The organism is Kitasatospora sp. NPDC056446 (assembly GCF_042796115.1).
GTDB lineage: Bacteria > Actinomycetota > Actinomycetes > Streptomycetales > Streptomycetaceae > Kitasatospora.
This window is the reverse complement of sequence record NZ_JBHTRF010000014.1, coordinates 37,606-56,595: the sequence shown is the minus strand read 5'-3', so window position 1 is coordinate 56,595 and position 18,990 is coordinate 37,606. Positions and strand designations below refer to the sequence as shown.

Sequence of the window (18,990 nt, the reverse complement as noted above, 5' to 3'; positions counted from 1 at the left end):
TCGATGGCCACCCACCCCGTACATGACGTGGTCTCAACCACTTGAAGAAAACCCCAGCTCGCCGCAAAGCCGGAGCGTGAGCTTGACGGAATTTGCCAACCCTATGCATCGCCCGCACCAGCCATTGACCCGAGCATGACGCCATGTGAGTGTTCGGGCACCCGAGCGCGGACGGCCCGCACGGCCGTCCCCCAGACACGGCCTGCGGTGTGCCACCAGCCACACCGTCCGCGGTCGAGGACCCCCACTCGCTAGGAGCCTCGATGCAACGCAGAGTTTCCACAGGCCGGTTGCTCACCACAGCGACCACCCTGGCCGTACTGGCCGGCCTGGTCGCCGCCACCGCGGGACCGGCCGCCGCCGCGCCCACCCCCTCCCCCGCACCGCCGAGCGCCCTGGCCGCCGCCGTCAACGCGGCCGACGCCGCGGCCGCGGCCGGTCTGGACGCCCTGGCCAAGGGCCCGGGCGAGACCTACGAGCGCCGGGCCGTCACCCCCTGGCTCGGCGGCCTCTACTCCGTCGCGTACGAGCGCAGTTACCGCGGCCTGCCGGTGGTCGGCGGTGACGCGGTGGTGCTCGCCGACGGGCAGGGCAAGGTCCGCGGCCTGCAGTCCGCCGCCCCCGGCCCGGTCGGCGGCTCGATCACCCCGCAGGTCAGCGCGGCGCACGCGGAGAAGACCGCCCGCACCCAGCTGCCCGACCTGACGAAGGTGGAGTCGAACCGGCTGGTCGTCCGGGTCAAGGACGGCAGCGGCGGCCGGCTCGCCTGGGAGACGGTGCTCACCGGCCACCGGGGCGCCGCCCCGAGCCGCCTGCACGTCTTCGTGGACGCGGCGAGCGGCGAGGTCATCGACAGCTACGACGACGTGCGCGCCGGCACCGTCAACAGCAAGTGGAACGGCCCGGCCCCGGTCACCATCAGCACCACCGGATCGGGCAGCTCGTACTCGCTGCGCGACCCGAACCGCCCCGGCCTCAACTGCTCCGACTACAGCACCGGGCAGGTCTTCTCCAAGTCCGGTGACTCCTGGGGCAACGGCAGCCCGACCAGCAAGGAGACCGGCTGCGGCGACGCGATGTTCGCGGCCCAGAAGGAATGGGACATGCTCCGCGACTGGCTCGGTCGCAACGGGCACGACGGCAACGGCGGCAGCTGGCCGGTCAAGGTGGGCCTGAACGACGTCAACGCCTACTGGGACGGCAGCACGATATCCATCGGCCACAGCCAGTCCAACGAGTGGATCGCCGCGATCGACGTGGTCGGCCACGAATTCGGCCACGGCATCGACCAGTTCACCCCGGGCGGGGCCAACAACGAGTCCGGGCTCGGCGAGTCCACCGGCGACATCATGGGCGCGCTCACCGAGGCGTACACCAACGAGCCCTCCCCGTACGACACCCCGGACTACACCGTCGGCGAGATGATCAACCTGGTCGGCCAGGGCCCGATCCGCAACATGTACAACCCCTCACTGGTGGGCAACAACCCCAACTGCTACTCCTCCTCCATCCCCAACACCGAGGAGCACGCGGCGGCCGGCCCGCTGAACCACTGGTTCTACCTGCTGGCCGAGGGCTCCAACCCGGGCGGCGGCAAGCCCACCAGCCCGACCTGCAACAACTCCTCGGTCACCGGCATCGGCATCAAGGACGCCGGCCGGGTGTTCTACGGCGGCATGCTGCTCAAGACCAGCGGCATGACCTACAAGCGCTACCGCACCGCCACCCTGACGGCGGCCAAGGGCCTGGACCCGTCCTGCAACTTCTTCAACCGGGCCAAGGCCGCCTGGGACGCGGTCAGCGTGCCCGCGCAGAGCGGTGACCCGACCTGCACGCCGTCCGGCAACAACGACTTCTCGCTGGCGCTCGGCCCGGCATCCGGATCCGTTCAGCCCGGCTCCTCGACCACGGCGACCGTGAACACCGCCGTCACCTCGGGCACCGCGCAGACCGTCGCCCTGACCGCCTCCGGCGCCCCGGCCGGGGTCACCGCGACGGTCAGCCCCTCGTCGGTGCAGGCCGGCTCCTCCGCCACGCTGACCCTGTCGGCGACCTCCGGAGCGCCTGCCGGGACGTACGTGATCACCGTGACCGGCACCGCCGGCGCGGCCACCCACACCGCCCAGTACACCCTGACCGTCGGCGGCGGGGGCAACCCCGGCGGGCCCGCGCCCGACATCGACGTCGCCAAGGTCCAGGCCCACCTGGCCCAGCTGAACAGCATCGCCAACCAGAACGGCGGCAACCGCCGGGCGGGCAGCGCCGGGCACAGCCAGTCGGTGGCCTACATCAAGGGCAAGCTCCAGGCGGCCGGCTACACCGTCAGCGAGCAGACCTGCACCTCCTGCTCCTACCAGTCCAACAACCTGATCGCCGACTGGCCGGGCGGCCCGTCCGACCAGGTCACCATGTTCGGCGCGCACCTGGACAGCGTCGGCGCCGGCCCCGGCATCAACGACAACGGCTCCGGCTCGGCCACCCTGCTGGAGAACGCGCTCGTGCTCGCCCAGCAGAACCCCTCGCTGACCCGGCACGTCCGGTTCGCCTGGTGGACCGGTGAGGAGCAGGGCCTCCAGGGCTCGCAGTACTACGTCGGCCAGCTGGGCTCCAGCCAGCGCTCCGCGATCAAGTCGTACTACAACTTCGACATGGTCGGCTCGCCCAACGCCGGCTACTTCATCAACAACATCTCCTCCTCGGCCTCCGCGCCGATGAAGGCCTACTGGGACTCGCTCAACCTCCAGCCGGAGGAGAACGTCGAGGGCCAGGGCCGCTCGGACGACTACTCCTTCCAGCAGGCCGGCATCCCGACCTCCGGCTACGCGGCCGGTGCCGACGCCGTCAAGACCTCGGGCCAGGCGGCCAAGTGGGGCGGCACGGCGGGCCGTTCGTACGACTCCTGCTACCACCAGTCCTGCGACACCACCGGCAACATCGACGCCACCGTGCTGAACCGCAGCGCCGACGGCGTGGCCTACACCATCTGGAAGACCTCGGTCGGCGGCACCACGCCCACCAACGACTTCTCCGTCTCGGTGAACCCGGCCACCGCCACCGTCAAGCCCGGTGAGACCGCCACGGCGACCGTCTCCACCTCGACCACCTCCGGCTCGGCCCAGACGGTCAACCTGACCGCCTCGGGCGCCCCGGCCGGCGTCACGGTCTCCTTCAGCCCGTCCTCGGTCCAGTCCGGCGGCTCCGCGACGGTCACCGTCGCGACCAGCGCCTCCACCGCGGCCGGCACCTACAGCATCACCCTCACCGGGACCGGCTCCGCCGCCCACAGCACCAGCTTCTCCCTGGTCGTGGGCAACGGGAACCCCAACCCCGGCGGCACCTGGAGCGCCGGCACCACGTACCAGGCCGGCGACCGGGTGACCTACAACGGGATCACCTACGTCTGCCTCCAGGGCCACACCGCCCAGGTCGGCTGGGAGCCGCCGATCGTCCCGGCCCTCTGGCAGCAGGTGTGACCGGAGCGGTCTGACACCGCACCAGAGCCGCTGCGCCGCGGACCGTCGAGGGGGACGGACCGCGGCGCAGCCGTGCGCCCGGAGCACGGGCACCGGGCAGGCACCGGGCGGTCAGCGGGCAATCAGCCGGGGTGGAAGGTGACCCGGACGTCGGAGTCCAGCGGGAGCACCACCACGTTCCCGGTGTCCCACGTCCAGTCGCGCGGGATCAGGAACATCCGGCTCCCGGACTGTGCCAGCAGCCGGAACCCGTGGTAGCGGTAGCGGAAGCGCTGCCCGTGCCCGGCGTCGGCCAGCTGGTCCTCGTGGACGGCGGGCCAGGCCAGGTAGAGGTGCTCCGTGGTGTCCACGACCATCGCCGGGCGCAGGTAGAGCTGCGTGCTCAACCGGCGGGCGTCCTCGGTGGCCTTCGCGTGGGCGTACTCGGTGGCCGCCCAGAACGAGCACAGGACGACGATCGCCACGATCACGCCGAAGGCGGCACGCTCACCGGTGAGCGGGTACGGGCTGCCGGTGCCGCGCACGAAGAGCATCCGGGCCAGGATCGCGAGCAGCAGGGAGCCGCCGATCAGCACCGGGGTGCCGGCCCGGCCGAAGTCGACCACCCGGAACCCGCCGAGGAAGCCCAGGACCAGCAGCGGGAGGACGGCCGCCGCGAGCACCAGGCAGACCGGGCGCACCCACCGGGAGACGCCCCGTCCGGTCGCGAGGTGGTAGGCGAGCACGACCAGCAGCATCCCGAACAATAGGCCGCCGATCGGGAGGTACAGCGCCGGGGAGCCGCGGAGCAGGACGTCCGACGTCGTGAAGCCGAGCGTGGCGGCGTCCAGGCCGAAGTAGTGGTAGAAGGAGTCGGCGTAGGCGTAGCCGATGAAGAACACCAGCGCCGTGACGAAGGTGGTCGGGCCGACGACGGAGGTCAGGAGGCCGATCCAGTTCACCCCGGACCCGGCCCGCGGGCCCGCGCCACCGGCCTCGCCCCCGGACGCGCCGCCGGCCTCGCCGCCGCTCTCCTCCTCCGCCTCAGGGCTCAGGGGGCACTCCCCGACGGGGTCCCGCCGCCGGACGGGGCCCCGCTGCTACCGGAAGGGCTCTGCGGACTCGGGTGCGACCACTGGGTCGTGATGGACTTCTTCTCGTAGCCGATGGTGACGGTGAAACAGATGAGCGGCGCGGACGGGTCGGCGCCCGGGATCGTGACGCTCGCCGGTTCGCTGGTCCCGCCGGCCACCGTGACCACGATGCTGCCGGACGGTAGGTCGGCCACGTGGTTCTGGCAGTCGCTGATGTCGCTGATGGTGGCCGTGAACGTCTTCGTCGACGTGCTGGACAGCGTGATCACGGCGTCGGGCGGTTGGCCGGTGGCGGACCCCGATACCTGACCCGCCTCGCTGAACCCCCCGTTGCCGTCGCTCTCCTTGGTCCGCACGTCATCGGTCTGCGGCGCGCTGCTGCTCCCGGCGGCCGAGGAGTTGCCACCCGAGCCGCCCCCGCCCTGCCCGGCCGGGCTGCCGCCGGCCGAGCCGGAGCCGCCACCGCCGCCGCAGGCCGCCAGGGCCGGTGCGAGCACGGCGGCCGCCAGCCAGCGGGCCGTTCGGCCGGTCCTGCCGCCTCCGATGTGCCGGGTCCCGGGCATGCGTTCTCCCATCCGCGCAGCGAGCAGGGCCGCTCGGCCCCGCCGCACGGTACCCGTTCGCATACGCCGCGCCGGGTCGGCGCGCGGGCCCGGCCCCGCCCGCCCCCCGTCCGGGCCAAGCCCGGCCGCCCCCGGATCTGGCATAGGCTCGAAACGGACGCACCGTCAGCCCCCAGGAAGGACAGACCCCGTGAGCACGGACACCCGCCCGGTCCCGGAGCCGGCCCCCGAGATCGTCGAGCAGTGGCGGGCCGAGGGGGTCGGACTCGTCGAGCTGCTGGCCCGGGCGCAGCGCAGCGTCGGCGGTCTCGCCGGGCTCCGGCTCGGCCCGACGCCGACCGTCCTGGTCACCGACCCGGCGGCGGTGCAGCACGTGCTGGGCCGCCACCCGGACCGCTACGTCAAGCGCTCGCACCGCGCCCGGATGCTCGTCGGCGACGGCGTGCTGTCCGCCACCGGGGACCCCTGGAAGCGCCAACGCAGGCTGCTCCAGTCGCAGTTCACCGGCACCGGGATGCGCAGGTACGAGCGGCGGATCGCCGCGGCGGCGCACCGGACGGCCGAGCGCTGGGAGGGGTACCTGCGGACCGGGGAGACCTTCGACGTCGCCGAGGAGATGCGGCGCTTCGCCCTGGACACCGTCTGGCGGGCCCTCACCGGGCTGCCGCTGGACGACCGGACGGACCACGAACTCCGGTCGGTGGAACGGGTGGTGGCCGCGATGCCGAAACTGCCGACCGACGCGGCGGACGCCCGGGACGCCGTCGCCGCGGACCTGGCCCGGATCGACGCGGTGGCCCGGGCGGCGATCGAGGCGGCGCGGGCGGCCGACCCGGCGGAGGAACCGGGCGTGCTCAGGGTGCTGATCGACGCGGGCGAGCAGTACCCCGAGTACACCGACACCCTGATCCGCGACGAGCTGGTCACCCTGCTGGTCGCCGGGCACGAGACCACGGCGACCACGCTCACCTGGCTGTTCCTGCTGCTCGACCGCCACCCCGAGGCCCGGACGGCCGATCCGCAGGCGCTGGTCAACGAGACCCTGCGGCTCTACCCCTCCGCCTGGCTGCTCCCCCGGCACGCCGTCGAGGACGACGTCATCGCCGGCCACCGCATCGCCGCCGGGACGGACGTGCTGGTCTGCCCGTACCTCACCCACCGCGACCCGGCCCTGTGGCCCGACCCCGAGCGCTTCGACCCCGGCCGCTTCGCCGCCGGCCCGGACCGCCCCGGCCGGCTGGGCGCCTACATCCCCTTCGGCCTCGGCGCCCGCGCCTGCCTGGGCACCCAGTTCGCCCTGCGGGAGACCACGGCGCTGCTGGAACTTTTGCTTCCGATGGGAGAGTTGGTGTTCCATTCCAAGCCGGAGGGTGCCGCCTACAGCATCACCGTACGGCCGGACGGGCCGACGCCCGCGATGCTGCGCCGACACCCCGAACGCCCTTGACCTCAACCGCGCTTGAGGCCCTGGCCCCGGTCGCATGATCTTCACCGAGAAGGAACGCGCCTACCCCGGCGCCCAGTTGCCGGCCCGGCTCGACGACGGGTGACGGCGGGCGGCACGGCTACGGCGTGTCCGGCCGGGGCGCGTCCGGCCGGGGTGGGAGGAAGCCGTCGGCGAGCCGCTCGCCGCTCAGCGCCGCGTCCACCCTGGCGGCGATGTGGGCCCGGGTGGTCGGGCAGTCCAGCGGGCGGTCCCGGGTGCAGTCGAGCATGTGGGTGAGCACCTCCGCCGCGTGCTCCAGCCGGCGCGCACGGGCCAGCATCTCGTCCCGCCGGGCTCGCAGCACCGCGGTGCGGTCGTCCACCCGCTCACTGGCGACCACGGCGGCGGTCCCGGCGATCGGGATCATCCCGTCCACGTGCCAGAGCTGGACGATGGCGAGGCGTTCTAGGGCGTCCCGGTCGTAGTAGCGGACCCGGCCGCGGCGGGTGGTGGAGGCGACCAGGCCGCACTCCTCGTAGTACCGCAGGGCGGGGACGGAGAGGCCGAAGGCCGACGCGACCTCGGTGATCGAGTGGAGTTCCGCCATCTGCTGCCTCCTGCGGCCGTCGGCCGGGACGTCGGGTCGCGCGGGTTCGGGGTCGCGCCGATTCGGGATCGCACGTCTTCGGGGTAGCACGCGTTCGGGATCGCACGCGTTCGGGGTTGCGCTCAAGCGCACTTGAGCGAGAACGCTTAGGCAAGCCTAACTTCTCCTCGTAGCGAAGGATCCACGCCGCCATGCCGCCGACCACCGCGACGGTCACCCCGCCGTCCGACCCGTCCCCTTCCCCCACCGGCTCCCCGGCTGCCGCGAGGCACACCGCGCCCGCCGCCGGGGCACTGCTCGTCCTCGGCTTCGTCCTGCTCAGCCTCAACTCCCGGGTAGCGTTCGGCCAGGTCGGGCCGCTCGCGCCGGTCGCCGGGTGGGGCCCGGGCACCGTCACCGTGCTCGCCCTGCTCCCCGCGCTCTGCATGGGCCTGTTCGCGCCGCTCGGCGGGCTCGCCCGGCGCCGGCTCGGCGAGGAGCGCGGCCTGTTCCACGCGAGCGTGCTCCTCGTCGTCGGCACGCTGCTGCGCCCGCTCGGCCTGCCCGGACTGTACGCGGGCACGGCGCTGGTCGCCGTCGCCGTGGCGGTGGTCAACGTGCTGATACCGGTGTGGGTCCGGGCCCGGTTCGCGCCCCGCCGGATCGGCACCATGATGGGCGTCTACGCGCTCTCCATGGGCGTCGGTTCGGCCGTCGTCGCCGCACTCGTCGCACCGGTCGCACAGGCCTGGTCCTGGCCGGCCGCGATCGCGCTGGCGATCCTCCCCGCCGTCCTCGCCGTGGCCGGAATGGCGCCGCAACTGCGGGTCGAGCGGCGGATGCCGGTCCCGACGGCGGCCACGGCAGGCCCGGCGGCCACCGCACGGCGGCCGGTCGGCCGGACCGCGCTCGCCTGGAGCCTCACCGCCTTCTTCGGCATCCAGACCCTGGTCTTCTACACCACCCTCGCCTGGCTGCCCACCCTCCTGGTCGACGCGGGCCTCAGCCGCACCGCCGCCGGCACCGACCAGGCCGTCCTCATCCTCGGCCTCGCCGTCGGCGGCTTCCTCGTCCCGGTCCTCGCCGCCGCCCGCTCCGACCAGCGGCCGCACATCCTGGCGGTCGCCGCCGTCTGCGCCCTCGGCCTGACCGGCCTCCTGCTCGCCCCCGCCGGCGGCGCACCCGTCTGGGCCGCCGTCCTCGGCATCGGCATGGGCGGCGGCCAGGCCCTCGCCGGCGTCCTCTACGCCCGTCGCGGCACCGACCAGGACCACGTCGCGGCCCTCTCCACCATGGCCCAGACCTGGGGCTACCTCCTCGCCGCCACCGGCCCCGCGCTCGCCTCCGCGCTCCACGCCGCCACCGGCTCCTGGACGGCTCCGCTGCTCGCCCTGATCGGCCTGCTGCTCGCCGGATCGGTGCTCAGCATGCGCGCGGGCCACGATGCCACGGCGCGGCGCCGCGATCCGTCGGCGCGGTGACGGCAGCGCCGGTCGCGCCCCGCCCGCGCAACCGCCGCGCCCCCGGGCCGTCCCCCATCGACCGATCGGCGCGCTCCGCATAGGCTGGTCCGCGCTCGAACCGCTCAGCGAATGTCCGTTCGAGCTCGGCGGGCCGGAATGCCGGAGGGGGCAGGTCCGCGACACACGGAGCACCCAGGGGGACGAGACCATGCGTGACGAGCACGAATACGGGCACGGGCACGGAAACGGGCACGACGACGGCACCGGGTACGCCGGGTACGCCGAACTCGACGACGAGTACGTCGAGTTCGAGGAACCGGAGGACGCGGCGGACGCCCCGAAGCGCTCGACCGCCAAGCGGGTCGTGCTGGTGGCGGCGGGCGGGGTGTTCGCCGCGCTGCTGGCGGTCGGCGGGTACGGCGTCTACAACATCGTGAACGCCGTGACCGACAAGGGCGGTTCGGGCACCGGCGGCGGCCATGCCACCCCTGCCGCGCAGGCCCCGCAGGAACCGGCGACCGCCGAGCAGGCCGAGGCGGCGGCGAAGGAGTTCCTGGCCGCCTGGGGCCGCGGGGACGTCGCGGCGGCCGCCGCTCTGACGGACCGTCCGGACGCCGCCCGCGCCGCGCTGACGGCGTTCCACGAGAACGTGCCGACGCGGGCGCTCACGCTGACGGGCGCCGGCCCCGCGCCGTCCGGCACGGCGGACGGGCCGGCCGTCGGCTTCCGGGTGAAGGCCGAGTTCGAGGGTGCGACGGACGCCTGGGAGTACGACAGCGCGCTGAGCGCCGTCCGGGCCCAGGGCGGCCGGGCCGTGGTGCACTGGGCGCCGACGGTGCTCCACCCGCACCTCACCCCGGGCCGGACGATCGCCGTGAAGGCGCTGCCCGACCCGGTGTCGAAGCCGACCGACCGCAACGGCAAGCCGCTCGAAGGGTTCCCGTCGCTCGTCGGGGTGCTGTCCAAGATCACACCCGCCGACGGCACCGCCGTCGTCACCGGGCGGGCCGTGGTGCTCTCGGGCGGCGCCGGCCAGGAGCCCGAGCAGCTGTTCGTCCTGACCCCGGCGAGCGCGCCGCAGGTCAAGCTGACCCTGGACGCCGACCTCCAGCAGGTCGCCGAGGAGGCGGTCAAGCAGCAGTCGGCGGGCGGCAAGCCGGCCTCGCTGGTGGCCGTCCAGCCGAGCACCGGCCACATCCTGGCAATGGCCTACGCCCCGACCGGCTTCAACCGCGCGGTCGCGGGCGGCCAGCCGCCCGGCTCCACCATGAAGGTGATCACCGCGGCCGCGCTGCTGGAGGCCGGGGTGACCCCGGACACGGCGGTCCCGTGCAAGGACACCACCTACTCCCCGCGCGCCTGGCACAACGACGACCGGGGCGACTTCCCCGCGTACACGCTCACCGACGACTTCACCCACTCCTGCAACACCGGCTTCATCGACAAGAGCCTGGAGAAGCTCCAGCCCGGCACGCTCGGCAAGGTGGCGCACGACCAGTTCGGCCTCGGCCTGGAGTGGCACACCGGCATCCCCAGCCGGGACGCCACCATCCCGGCCCCGGGGAACAAGGACGAGGCGGCGGCCCAGTACATCGGGCAGGGCCAGATCCAGGTCAACTCGCTGCTGATGGCCTCGGTCGCCGCCACCGTGCAGAACGGGACGTTCCGTCAGCCCGTCCTGCGGGAGGACGTCAAGCGCGCGACGGCGCCCGGGAAGCTCCCCGCCGACGTCGCCCGGGACCTGCGCGCGATGATGGCCAAGACCGCCACCCAGGGCACCGCCCGGGCCCCGATGTCCGGCCTGTCCGGCCAGATCGGCGCCAAGACCGGCACCGTCGAGGCCGGCGGCCAGGCCACCAACAGCTGGTTCATCGCCTACCGGGGCGACCTCGCCGTCGCCGCCGAGGTCGAGGGCGGCGGCCACGGCAACAGCGCGGCCGGGGTGGCGGCGGCCCAGGTCCTCAAGGCGGGCGGCAAGGGCTGACGGCGGCCCGCCGGCTGCGGCCACGCGGTCGGCGGGCCCGTCCGGGCTCCCAACTGCCGTGTCAGGAGTGCCGGTTCGGCGTCGCTTCGGTACCAGGCTCAGCGCCGCCGGCGAGGGGCCTCGTCGTCCGGGCTGTCCGGGCGGCGAAGTGGAACGGGACCGACAGCCGCTCGGCCGGCGCCCGGCCCGCGCGCTCGGCGGCCACGGCCGACGGGTGCCGGCCGCCCGTCGCGGCGTCCTCACCGAGGTAGCGCCGGGCCGCCGAGTGGGTGACGGTGGCCGGCGACCGCTCCCCCGCCGGGTCCCGCCGCTGCGGGGCTCCGCTCGGGAAAAGCACTTGCCAGGAACGGAATCGGGGTGCCAGCATCGGCGCCATGATCACGAGAATCGAGCCCTTCACCCGCCGGTGAACGCGGTGCCCGGGCGCCGGTCGCCCGACATCCGAACCGGCTTCTACGACCATGCCGTCCGCCTGCACCGGCAGGCTCCGGACAGGCCGCTCCCCCGCGAGGGGCGGCCGTACCCGGACGACGAGTCGCACGGCGGGCGCGCGAGCCCAAGCCCGAGCCCGCCCGAGGATCTGCGGCAGGCGGGCACCCCGGTCGCGCGCGTCCTGGACGAGCACTTCGCCGAGCCGTCGGCCGGGCCCCCGGCACTGGCCGACGCGCTGCGGGACGTCTACGTGCCGATCCATCCGAACGACGAGATCACGGCTGCCGCCCACCGGGCCGACCCCGAGCGGGCACGGCACACCGGGCGGTGGCTGGTCCGCCACGGCACCGACGAGTCCTCCGCCGTCACGGGGCTCGCCCTGCTCGCGGCCGTCGGCACGGCGGACGACTTCCCGCTGGTGCGGACGATCGGGCTGCTCTCCAACGACTTCGGGCCGCTCGCGGCGCACACCCTCGAACGGCTCGACGGCGGCACGGCCCAGTTGCTCTGGCTGGCCGACCGGGTGGCGGGCTGGGGCCGGGTGTACGTCGTCGAGGCGCTCTGCCGGCTCGACGACGCCTCCGCCCGCCCGTGGCTGCTGCGCAGGGCGGTCGACGGCGACTTCCTCAACGGCTACTTCGCGGGCAAGGCCGCCGTGGCCGGCCGACTGCACGAGGAACTACCGGAGTTGGGGCATGACCACGAACTGCTCGACCACACCGGGCGACTCCTGGCCATGCTGACGCACAGCTCCGGCATGGGGATGACTCTGCGTCACTATCCGCACAGCGCAGCCGTCCTGGCCGCCCACGTCCGCCACGCGGGCGGCCTTCCGCCGACCGCCGGGCGCTTCCGCCGCCTGGCCACCCTGGCGCTGCAGCTGGCCGCCGAACCGCCCGAGGAATCCGGCTGCACGGCCGAGCAGCGCGACGCGCTGCTCGCCGCCCATGTGGCGCTCCTCGACCGCGCGGACTGGTGCCGGACGGTCGGCCCGGCCCTGGCCGCGGGTGACGAGTGGCTACTGTGGTTCGCGGACTTCAGCCGGTCCCGGCTGCGCCTACGGGTGTTCGAGGACCGGCGGCCGGCCGCCGAGGGCACCGGGGAGGACGGCTGATGCCCGTCCGGATCGCCCCCGGGCACCGGCCCGTCCGTGGCCCGTCCGTGGCCCGGGGACGGTGGCACCGGGAGGGTGCCGCCGATGTCATCCGGTTCGTGCCGGAGGAGGGGAAGGTACGCGCGTGCCGCACGTACGCGTCGGCGGCGGAGATCCGCCCGTCGGCCGCCCGGGCACTGACGGAGCCGGGGCGGTGACCGCCAGAGGGGGCACCGCCGGGGCCGGAGCGCCGTCGGCCGGCGGGCACCGCACGGTGCCCGGGCTGGTCGAACCGACCGTCCGGCTGCGGGCGTCGTTCCTGGCCGCGGTGGCCGAGTTCCGCGCGGACCCGGACCGCTCCGTCCCGTGGTTCGTCACCGATGTCGACCCGCCGGCCCTGACCGGCGACCCCGCCGCCTTCGGCGCGTACGTCGCCCGGGTGCTCGCCGAGCGCACCGAGGCGGGGGCCCGCCGGGACGCGGCGGTGCCGATGACGACGCTCTGGTGGGCCGACGGCGACGAACTGCTGGGCCGGATCGCGATCCGCCACCGGCTCACGCCGGGCCTGGCCCGGGTCGGCGGGCACATCGGCTACGACGTGCGGCCGGGCGCCCGCCGCCGGGGCCACGCGACCGCGATGCTCACCGCCGCCCTGCCGGTCGCCGCCGGGCTCGGCATCACCGAGGCGCTGCTGACCTGCGACGAGTCGAACACCGCGTCCCGGCGCGTGATCGAGGCCAACGGGGGCCGCCTCGACGGCGCGGGGGGCGGCAAGCTCCGCTACCTGGTACCGACGGCCTGAGCCCTGCCCCCTTCGACCTGCCTCCCCTTCGCCCTACCCCCTTCGCCCTGCGACCTGCGACACCGCGCCGAGAGGCGGACGATCGTCGGGGCGGGCCTTCGTATGACCCGGGTTACTTATGACACGACACATATGTTGTGTAACATATTGGCTATGAGCAGTACATCGAAGAATCCGACCCTCGTCTTCATCCCCTGCTTCTCCGGCGCTCCGTGGAGCGCCGAGCAGCTGGCCCCGTACGGGGACCTGCCCCGGCGCACGCTGCGCCTGCCCGAAGGCGTGAACGACATCGAGCGTTACGCCGACTTCGTCGAGGACACGGTCGCGGACCTGGACGACTACGTCCTGGTGGGCGACTCCTTCGGCGCGAACATCGCGCTCGCGCTCGCCACCCGCCGCCCCCGGGGCCTGCGCGCCCTGGTCGTGTCCGGCGGATTCGCGGCCAACCCGGTCGACTCGAAGGCGTGGAAGGCCCTGGCGCAGGTGATGGGCAGGACCCGCGGCCCGCTCTACCGGCAGCTGACGCTGCGAGCCCACGCCCACCGCCTCGCCTCCCCGTTCGACGGCGAGGGCCAGGTGCCCTGGAGCGAGGCGCGCAGTCGCGAGCTGTTCCTCGCCAACACCCCGGCCGCCTCCTTCGGCGCGCGGGCGCAGGCCGCACTCACCGCGGACTACGTCGACGTGCTCGGCCGGATCCAGGTCCCGACCCTGATCCTGACCCCCTCGCACGACGTGCTGATCGGCGAGAACGCCTCCAAGATCATGCTCGCGGGCATCCCCGACGCCCGGGAGGTCGTACTGCCGCGCACCGGGCACATGTTCCGGTTCTCCCACCCGGCCGACTACGCCGCCGCGGTCAAGGACTTCCTCACCGACAGCGACAGCCTGCCGAGCGGTGGGCAGGCCGCCGGTGCGTAAGGCCGAACACCTGCGGTTCGCGATCCTGGCAGCCCAACGCGAAGGCAACCGGCTGCTGATCCAGGCACTCAAACCCCACGGCATCACCCCGTCGCAGGCCGAGGTGCTGCGCCTGCTCCAGCAGCACGGCACCCTGAGCCTCAACGGGCTCGGACAGCTGCTGGTCTGCGAGAGCGGCACCAACCCCAGCCGGCTGGTCGAACGCGTCGTCGCAGCGGGGCTGGTCGAGCGCCGCACCGACGCCGACGACCGCCGCTACCTCCAACTCAGCCTCACCCCCGAGGGCGAACGCCTGGCCACGGAGGTCGCCGGCATCGAGGAGTTCATCTACGCCTCGATCGACGCCGTCTCCGAGGGGCTGGACACCGACGCGGTCCTCGCGTTCCTCCACCGCTTCATCGACACCCTGCCGTCGGGCCAGGCCCTCAACAAGCGCCTCGACCTCGGCTGACCACGACCGACCACCGGCGCGCCCGACGGCGCGGGTCAGCCCGGCCCCGACGGCCGCAGCCGCCGCGCCCGTCCCTCCAGGTAGCGCTGCTCGGCGAGGCTCGCGGTGGCCCTGGCCGCCCGCCGGTAGTGGTCGTACGCCCCTGCCCGGTCACCGGTCCTCTCCAGCAGGTGCGCCCGGACCGACAGCAGCCGGTGGTGCCCGGCCAGCCGGGCGTCGGCGTCCAGGGCGGCGAGCAGGGCCAGGCCAGCCTGCGGGCCCTCGGCCTCCGCCAGGGCGATGGCCCGGTTGAGGGTGACCATCGGATTGGGCGCGATCCGCTCCAGGACCAGGTAGAGGCCGTGCACCTGCCGCCAGTCGGTGTCCTCGGCGGTGGCCGCGTCGGCGTGCGTGGCCGCGATGGCGGCCTGCACCCCGTACGGGCCGAGCCGCGGCCCGGCCAGCGCCTCCTTGACCAGCGCGGTGCCCTCGTCGATCAGCGCGCGGTCCCACGCCGCACGGTCCTGCTCGTCCAGCGGGACCAGGTCTCCGGACGGCGTCGTCCGGGCGCCCCGGCGGCTGTGGGTCAGCAGCATCAGCGCGAGCAGCCCGGCCGCCTCGCCGTCCTCGGGCAGCTGCGCGTGCACCGCGCGGGTCAGCCGGATCGCCTCCGTCGCGAGGTCGGGGCGGTCCAGCTCGCTGCCCGAGGACGCGGTGTAGCCCTCGTTGAAGATCAGGTAGAGCACCTGCAGGACGACCCGCAGCCGCTCCTCCCGCTCCGCTCCCCCGGCCGGCCCGGCGAAGGAGCTGCCGGCGGCCCGGATCCGCTGCTTGGCCCGGCTGATCCGGGCCGCCATGGTGGCCTCCGGCACCAGGAACGCGCGGGCGATCTCGGCCGTGGTCAGCCCGCCGACCGCCCGCAGTGTCAGGGCCGTCTGCGAGGCGGCGGTCAGCGCCGGGTGGCAGCACAGGAACAGCAGGAGGAGCGTGTCGTCGGTGTCCGGCACGTCCTGGGGCAGCACCTCGGCGGCGGCCGTCGCCGACTCCCGCTCGCGGCGCGCCCGGTCGCTGCGCACCTGGTCGACCAGCCGCCGGGAGGCGACCGTCACCAGCCACCCGCGCGGGTGGTCCGGCAGTCCCTCGGACGGCCACTGCACGGCGGCGGCGAGGGCCGCCTCCTGCACCGCGTCCTCACACCCCTCGAACCGGCCGTACCTGCGGACCAGCGTGCCGAGGACCTGCGGCGTGAGTGCACGCAGCAGGTCCTCGATGCGCGGTGCCGGCGGGCCGCCGGCGGGTACGGCAGGTGCGGCGGGTACGCCGGATGCTGCCGGCCGGGCGGCGGGGCCGGGTCCGTCGGGTGCTGTCATGCCTCCAAGTTTCCGTCGGAGAACATCACCTGCCGCACCTCGACACCCAGGCCCTCGATCCCGGCGTCCGGGATCCGGGCCGCCAGTTCGACCGCCCGCGCCCGGTCCTCGCAGTCGACCAGGTAGAAGCCGCCCAGGAACTCCTTCGCCTCCAGGAACGGCCCGTCCGTCACCACCGGCTGCCCGTTGCGGACGGTCACCACGGCGGCCTGCGACGGGTCGACCAGCGCCTGCGTGAGGATCAGCTCGCCGGACTCCTTCGCCTCCTCGATGAACCTGCCGTGCCCGGCGCCGAGCGCCGCCTTCTCCTCGTCGGTCAGCGCGTCCAGCACGGCCGGGTTGATGTGCAGGCTGATCAGGAACTTCATCTCGTGACTCCCTCGGTGCGCGGGCCCCGGCGGGGCCGCTCCGACCGGTAGTCGGAGCGGGCGCCGCCGTCTTGACGTCCTCCGCCGGAATTTCCGGCATGAATCCGGCACGAATCTGGCACGAATCCGGAACGGACTCCCCGATCCTCTCCGCCGCACCCGGCTCCCCACCCGGACGGGTCCGGGCCCCGGGCTCGGGCCCTACGATCGGATCCCGTGATCACGACCCGGGCCGACGGCCTCACCCTCGACACCGACCCCGCGCGCATCGACCTCGACCGTGTGCACCACTGGCTCTCCACCGACGCCTTCTGGGCCCTGGGCCGGAGCCGGGAGACCGTGGAACGCTCGATCGAGAACTCGCTCGCCTTCGGGGTCTACGCCCCGGACGCGGCCGGGCAACTCGCCTTCGCCCGGGTGGTCACGGACTACGCCACCTTCGGCTGGCTGTGCGATGTCTACGTCGCCCGCGAGGCACGCGGCCGGGGCATCGGCACCTGGCTGGCGGAGTCGGTCGTCGGGACGCTGGCGCCGCTCGGGCTGAAGCGGCTGATGCTGTCCACGCTGGACGCCCACGAGGTCTACGAGCGCGTCGGCTTCTCGGTCGTGCCCGAGCCCCGGAAGCTGATGGTGATCACGGCGCCGGGCGCTTAGGCCTCCGCCTCGGCCTGAGCCGCGGGGACGGCCGGCGGCCGTGGTCGGGCCGGTCACCGGGGCACGCTCCGGTACGGGTCGGTCCTGCGGGGTGGGCCTGCGGGGTGGGGAAGGTCGGCGGCCGGGTGCGGCCTAGTCCTCGAAGAAGTACGACCAGAAGTCGACGGTGACCCGTGCCTCGTCGGTATCGGTCCACCGGCCGGCGAACTCGTGGCCGAGGTAGTCCGCGAGGTCGTTCCCGTAGACGATCATGTCGGTCTGGTGGACGGACAGCACCGGGTGGTTCCAGGAGCCCGCGATCCCGGGCAGGTAGCGGTGGCCGTACACCGGGACGAGTTGCGGGACGGTCGCCAGCGCGGCCCGTGCGAGCCGCACGGCGGCCGGGACCTCGTCCGGCCTCGGGCCCCAGGCCGGGTGCCAGAACCCGTTGTGCCCGACGTCGAACAGCACGCCCTCGACCGGCGCGGAGAGCCCTACCCGCAGGACGTCCGCGTCACCGTACCGCCAGTTCGGCCAGCCCCGTTGCCCGAGCGGGAGCCCGGCGGACAGGAAGACCCGGTGGTCGGCGGCGAACCGGAAGCCGAACCGGGCCTCCACCGCGTCGAGTTCGCGCGCGTCGAGGCCGGGTGCGATCTCGGCGGGGAGCAGCCGTTGCAGGTCGCGGGCGGCTTCGACGGTCAGTCGCGAGGGCGCGGGCGGGGGCGAGGGGTTCGGCACCCGGGCAGCCTAACGGCCGCCCGTCGCGCGGGCCCGTGGTTTTCCCCGTCCGTCCCCGTATCCCTCCCCGTCCCCGTCCCCGTGTCCCGCTCCCCCGTCCGTGGTGGCGCTCCCTCAGTAGTCGGGCAGGTCGAAGACGGTGGCGGCACGGAACGCCGCCTCCATCTCCGGGCCGGGCCGGCCGAATCCCGCGCCGCCGTCGCCGCCGTCCGCGCCGTCCGCGTCCGCCGGTTCCCCGTCGAGCCCGTCGAGGCTGTTGTTCAGTTCGAGGAGGGCCTGGTTGGCCGCCACGTGGTCGCGCAGCCGCCGCTCGTAGGCGGGGTAGGCGGTCCGGTGGTCGCCGTCGGCGGCGTGCAGTTCCCCGGCCAGGACGTAGGCGGCGGTCAGGGCCACGCTGGTGCCCTGGCCGGTGTACGGGGAGCAGCAGTAGCCCGCGTCGCCGAGCAGGGCCACCCGGTCCTTGGACCAGCGGTCCATCCGGATCTGGGCGACGACGTCGTAGTGGAAGGCGTCGGTCTCCCACATCGACCGGAGGAAGCCCGGCATCTCCCAGCCGAGGTGGGCGCAGCGCTCGGCGATCAGCCGGCGCTGGTCGGCGCGGTCGCGGGGCAGCATGCGGTCGAGCGGTTCGTCGCTCCGGAAGCCGACGAAGACCCGCAGTTCGGTGTTGTCGCGGGCGGTCATCGCCAGGCAGGTCCAGTCCTGGACGCCGCCGGGCTGGTGGAGGACCTCCCAGCGGTCGAGGCCGAGGTGGTTGGGGACGCTCCAGCCGGCCACGTAGGTGTCGATGGAGTGCAGGTAGTCGGCCTCGGGGCCGAAGACGAGGCGTCGGGTGTTCGAGTGCAGGCCGTCGGCGCCGACCACGAGGTCGAAGGACCGTTCGGCGCCGCTGCGGAACCGGACCTGGACGCCGTCCTGGTGCTGGACCAGGGTGTCGATCGAGTCGTCGAACCGGTACTCGATGCCGGGCCCGGCCGCTCCCGCGATCAGCTCCGCGAGTTCGTCCCGGAGGATCTCCACGTCCGGGCCGTCGACGGGGCCGCCGGTGGCCGTCCACTCGGTGGTGCGGCTCAGTTCGCGGCCGTCCCCGTCGACCAGGGACATCCCGCGCAGTCCGGTCCGGCGGGCCCGCACCTCCTCCAGCAAGCCCATCCCCTCCACGACGCGGAGGGAGTTGCCCCGGATGTCCACGGCCTGGCCGCCGCCGCGCAGCGACGGGGCGCGCTCGACGACGGTGACGCGGAAGCCGTAGCGCTCCAGCCAGTAGGCGAGGCCGGTGCCCGCGATCCCGGCGCCGGAGACCAGGACCGAGGTGGTGCGCGTGCGCTGCCGCCGGCGGCTGTCGCGCAGGACGGTGGTGCTCGACGCGTCGGTGCTCGACGCGGTGGTGCTCGACGCGGTGGTGTGGTCGTCGGACACGGTGGTCCTCCTGTGGATCGGTGTTGCTGTCGTGGACGACTCTCGCCCGGTCCGCCCACAGCACGCGGACACCTCGCTCACACCGCCGGCATCCCGCCGTCGGCCCGCTGACAGGCCGTCGGCGCCACCCGTCCCGTCGCAGGTCACGGTCCTGATCCCGGTCCTGATCCCGGCACTGCTCCCGTGCGGATGAGCGGACGGGCGGATGAAAGGATCATG

16 protein-coding genes are annotated in these 18,990 nt (G+C 74.1%); 9 read left to right on the top strand and 7 right to left on the bottom strand.

Annotated features, from left to right (window positions below):
- The first annotated feature begins 263 nt into the window (after nt 1–263).
- Nucleotides 264–3,473, top strand: a complete 3,210-nt coding sequence (locus ACFQ6N_RS11610) for a M28 family peptidase (RefSeq protein ID WP_380648594.1) — start codon at nt 264–266, stop codon at nt 3,471–3,473.
- 122 nt (nt 3,474–3,595) lie between these two features.
- On the opposite strand, the gene ACFQ6N_RS11605 is transcribed toward ACFQ6N_RS11610, so the two are convergent.
- Both ACFQ6N_RS11605 and ACFQ6N_RS11600 read right to left on the bottom strand, forming a co-directional pair.
- A complete protein-coding gene (locus ACFQ6N_RS11605) occupies nt 3,596–4,414 on the bottom strand; it encodes a hypothetical protein (protein ID WP_380648593.1) in 819 nt (272 codons plus the stop codon).
- Nucleotides 4,415–4,503: 89 nt separating this feature from the next.
- Complete coding sequence (locus ACFQ6N_RS11600; RefSeq protein WP_380648592.1) at nt 4,504–5,109, bottom strand: hypothetical protein; 606 nt, start codon at nt 5,107–5,109, stop codon at nt 4,504–4,506.
- Between the two features lie 190 nt (nt 5,110–5,299).
- Between ACFQ6N_RS11600 and ACFQ6N_RS11595 the strand changes: the two genes are divergently transcribed.
- Nucleotides 5,300–6,556 (top strand): cytochrome P450, encoded by a 1,257-nt coding sequence (locus tag ACFQ6N_RS11595; RefSeq protein ID WP_380648591.1) that lies wholly within the window; start codon nt 5,300–5,302, stop codon nt 6,554–6,556.
- Nucleotides 6,557–6,674: 118 nt separating this feature from the next.
- Here ACFQ6N_RS11595 and ACFQ6N_RS11590 read toward each other — a convergent pair whose 3' ends face one another.
- Entirely contained in the window at nt 6,675–7,142 is a 468-nt protein-coding gene (locus ACFQ6N_RS11590; protein ID WP_380648590.1) for a MerR family transcriptional regulator, read from the bottom strand.
- Nucleotides 7,143–7,333: 191 nt separating this feature from the next.
- On the opposite strand from ACFQ6N_RS11590, the gene ACFQ6N_RS11585 reads away from it, so the two are divergent.
- The 6 genes from ACFQ6N_RS11585 to ACFQ6N_RS11560 all read left to right on the top strand — a co-directional run bounded on the left by ACFQ6N_RS11585 (nt 7,334) and on the right by ACFQ6N_RS11560 (nt 14,264).
- Entirely contained in the window at nt 7,334–8,602 is a 1,269-nt protein-coding gene (locus tag ACFQ6N_RS11585; protein WP_380648589.1) for an MFS transporter, read from the top strand.
- A gap of 190 nt (nt 8,603–8,792) precedes the next feature.
- Entirely contained in the window at nt 8,793–10,568 is a 1,776-nt protein-coding gene (locus tag ACFQ6N_RS11580; RefSeq protein ID WP_380648588.1) for a penicillin-binding transpeptidase domain-containing protein, read from the top strand.
- A 406-nt stretch (nt 10,569–10,974) separates the two neighbouring features.
- Nucleotides 10,975–12,114: a hypothetical protein gene (locus tag ACFQ6N_RS11575; RefSeq protein WP_380648587.1), complete on the top strand. Its 1,140-nt coding sequence runs from the start codon at nt 10,975–10,977 to the stop codon at nt 12,112–12,114.
- Nucleotides 12,115–12,307: 193 nt separating this feature from the next.
- Nucleotides 12,308–12,895 carry a GNAT family N-acetyltransferase gene (locus tag ACFQ6N_RS11570; RefSeq protein WP_380648586.1) on the top strand — a complete coding sequence of 196 codons (588 nt, stop codon included), beginning with the start codon at nt 12,308–12,310 and terminating at the stop codon, nt 12,893–12,895.
- 153 nt (nt 12,896–13,048) lie between these two features.
- Entirely contained in the window at nt 13,049–13,813 is a 765-nt protein-coding gene (locus ACFQ6N_RS11565; RefSeq protein WP_380648585.1) for an alpha/beta fold hydrolase, read from the top strand.
- Nucleotides 13,806–14,264 carry a MarR family winged helix-turn-helix transcriptional regulator gene (locus tag ACFQ6N_RS11560; RefSeq protein WP_380648584.1) on the top strand — a complete coding sequence of 153 codons (459 nt, stop codon included), beginning with the start codon at nt 13,806–13,808 and terminating at the stop codon, nt 14,262–14,264. The genes ACFQ6N_RS11565 and ACFQ6N_RS11560 overlap by 8 nt, the downstream gene beginning before the upstream one ends.
- 35 nt (nt 14,265–14,299) lie before the next feature.
- Here the strand turns inward: ACFQ6N_RS11560 and ACFQ6N_RS11555 are convergent, their stop codons facing one another.
- Nucleotides 14,300–15,613 carry an RNA polymerase sigma factor gene (locus ACFQ6N_RS11555; RefSeq protein WP_380648583.1) on the bottom strand — a complete coding sequence of 438 codons (1,314 nt, stop codon included), beginning with the start codon at nt 15,611–15,613 and terminating at the stop codon, nt 14,300–14,302.
- Nucleotides 15,610–15,981, bottom strand: a complete 372-nt coding sequence (locus ACFQ6N_RS11550) for a YciI family protein (protein WP_380648582.1) — start codon at nt 15,979–15,981, stop codon at nt 15,610–15,612. The genes ACFQ6N_RS11555 and ACFQ6N_RS11550 overlap by 4 nt, the downstream gene beginning before the upstream one ends.
- Nucleotides 15,982–16,197: 216 nt before the next feature.
- Between ACFQ6N_RS11550 and ACFQ6N_RS11545 the strand changes: the two genes are divergently transcribed.
- On the top strand, nt 16,198–16,635 hold the full coding sequence (locus ACFQ6N_RS11545; RefSeq protein ID WP_380648581.1) for a GNAT family N-acetyltransferase: 438 nt from the start codon (nt 16,198–16,200) through the stop codon (nt 16,633–16,635).
- A 132-nt stretch (nt 16,636–16,767) separates the two neighbouring features.
- Here the strand turns inward: ACFQ6N_RS11545 and ACFQ6N_RS11540 are convergent, their stop codons facing one another.
- Together ACFQ6N_RS11540 and ACFQ6N_RS11535 are read right to left on the bottom strand one after the other, a co-directional pair.
- Nucleotides 16,768–17,352 carry a hypothetical protein gene (locus ACFQ6N_RS11540; protein WP_380648580.1) on the bottom strand — a complete coding sequence of 195 codons (585 nt, stop codon included), beginning with the start codon at nt 17,350–17,352 and terminating at the stop codon, nt 16,768–16,770.
- Between the two features lie 114 nt (nt 17,353–17,466).
- On the bottom strand, nt 17,467–18,771 hold the full coding sequence (locus ACFQ6N_RS11535; protein WP_380648578.1) for an FAD-dependent monooxygenase: 1,305 nt from the start codon (nt 18,769–18,771) through the stop codon (nt 17,467–17,469).
- Nucleotides 18,772–18,990: the final 219 nt, after the last annotated feature.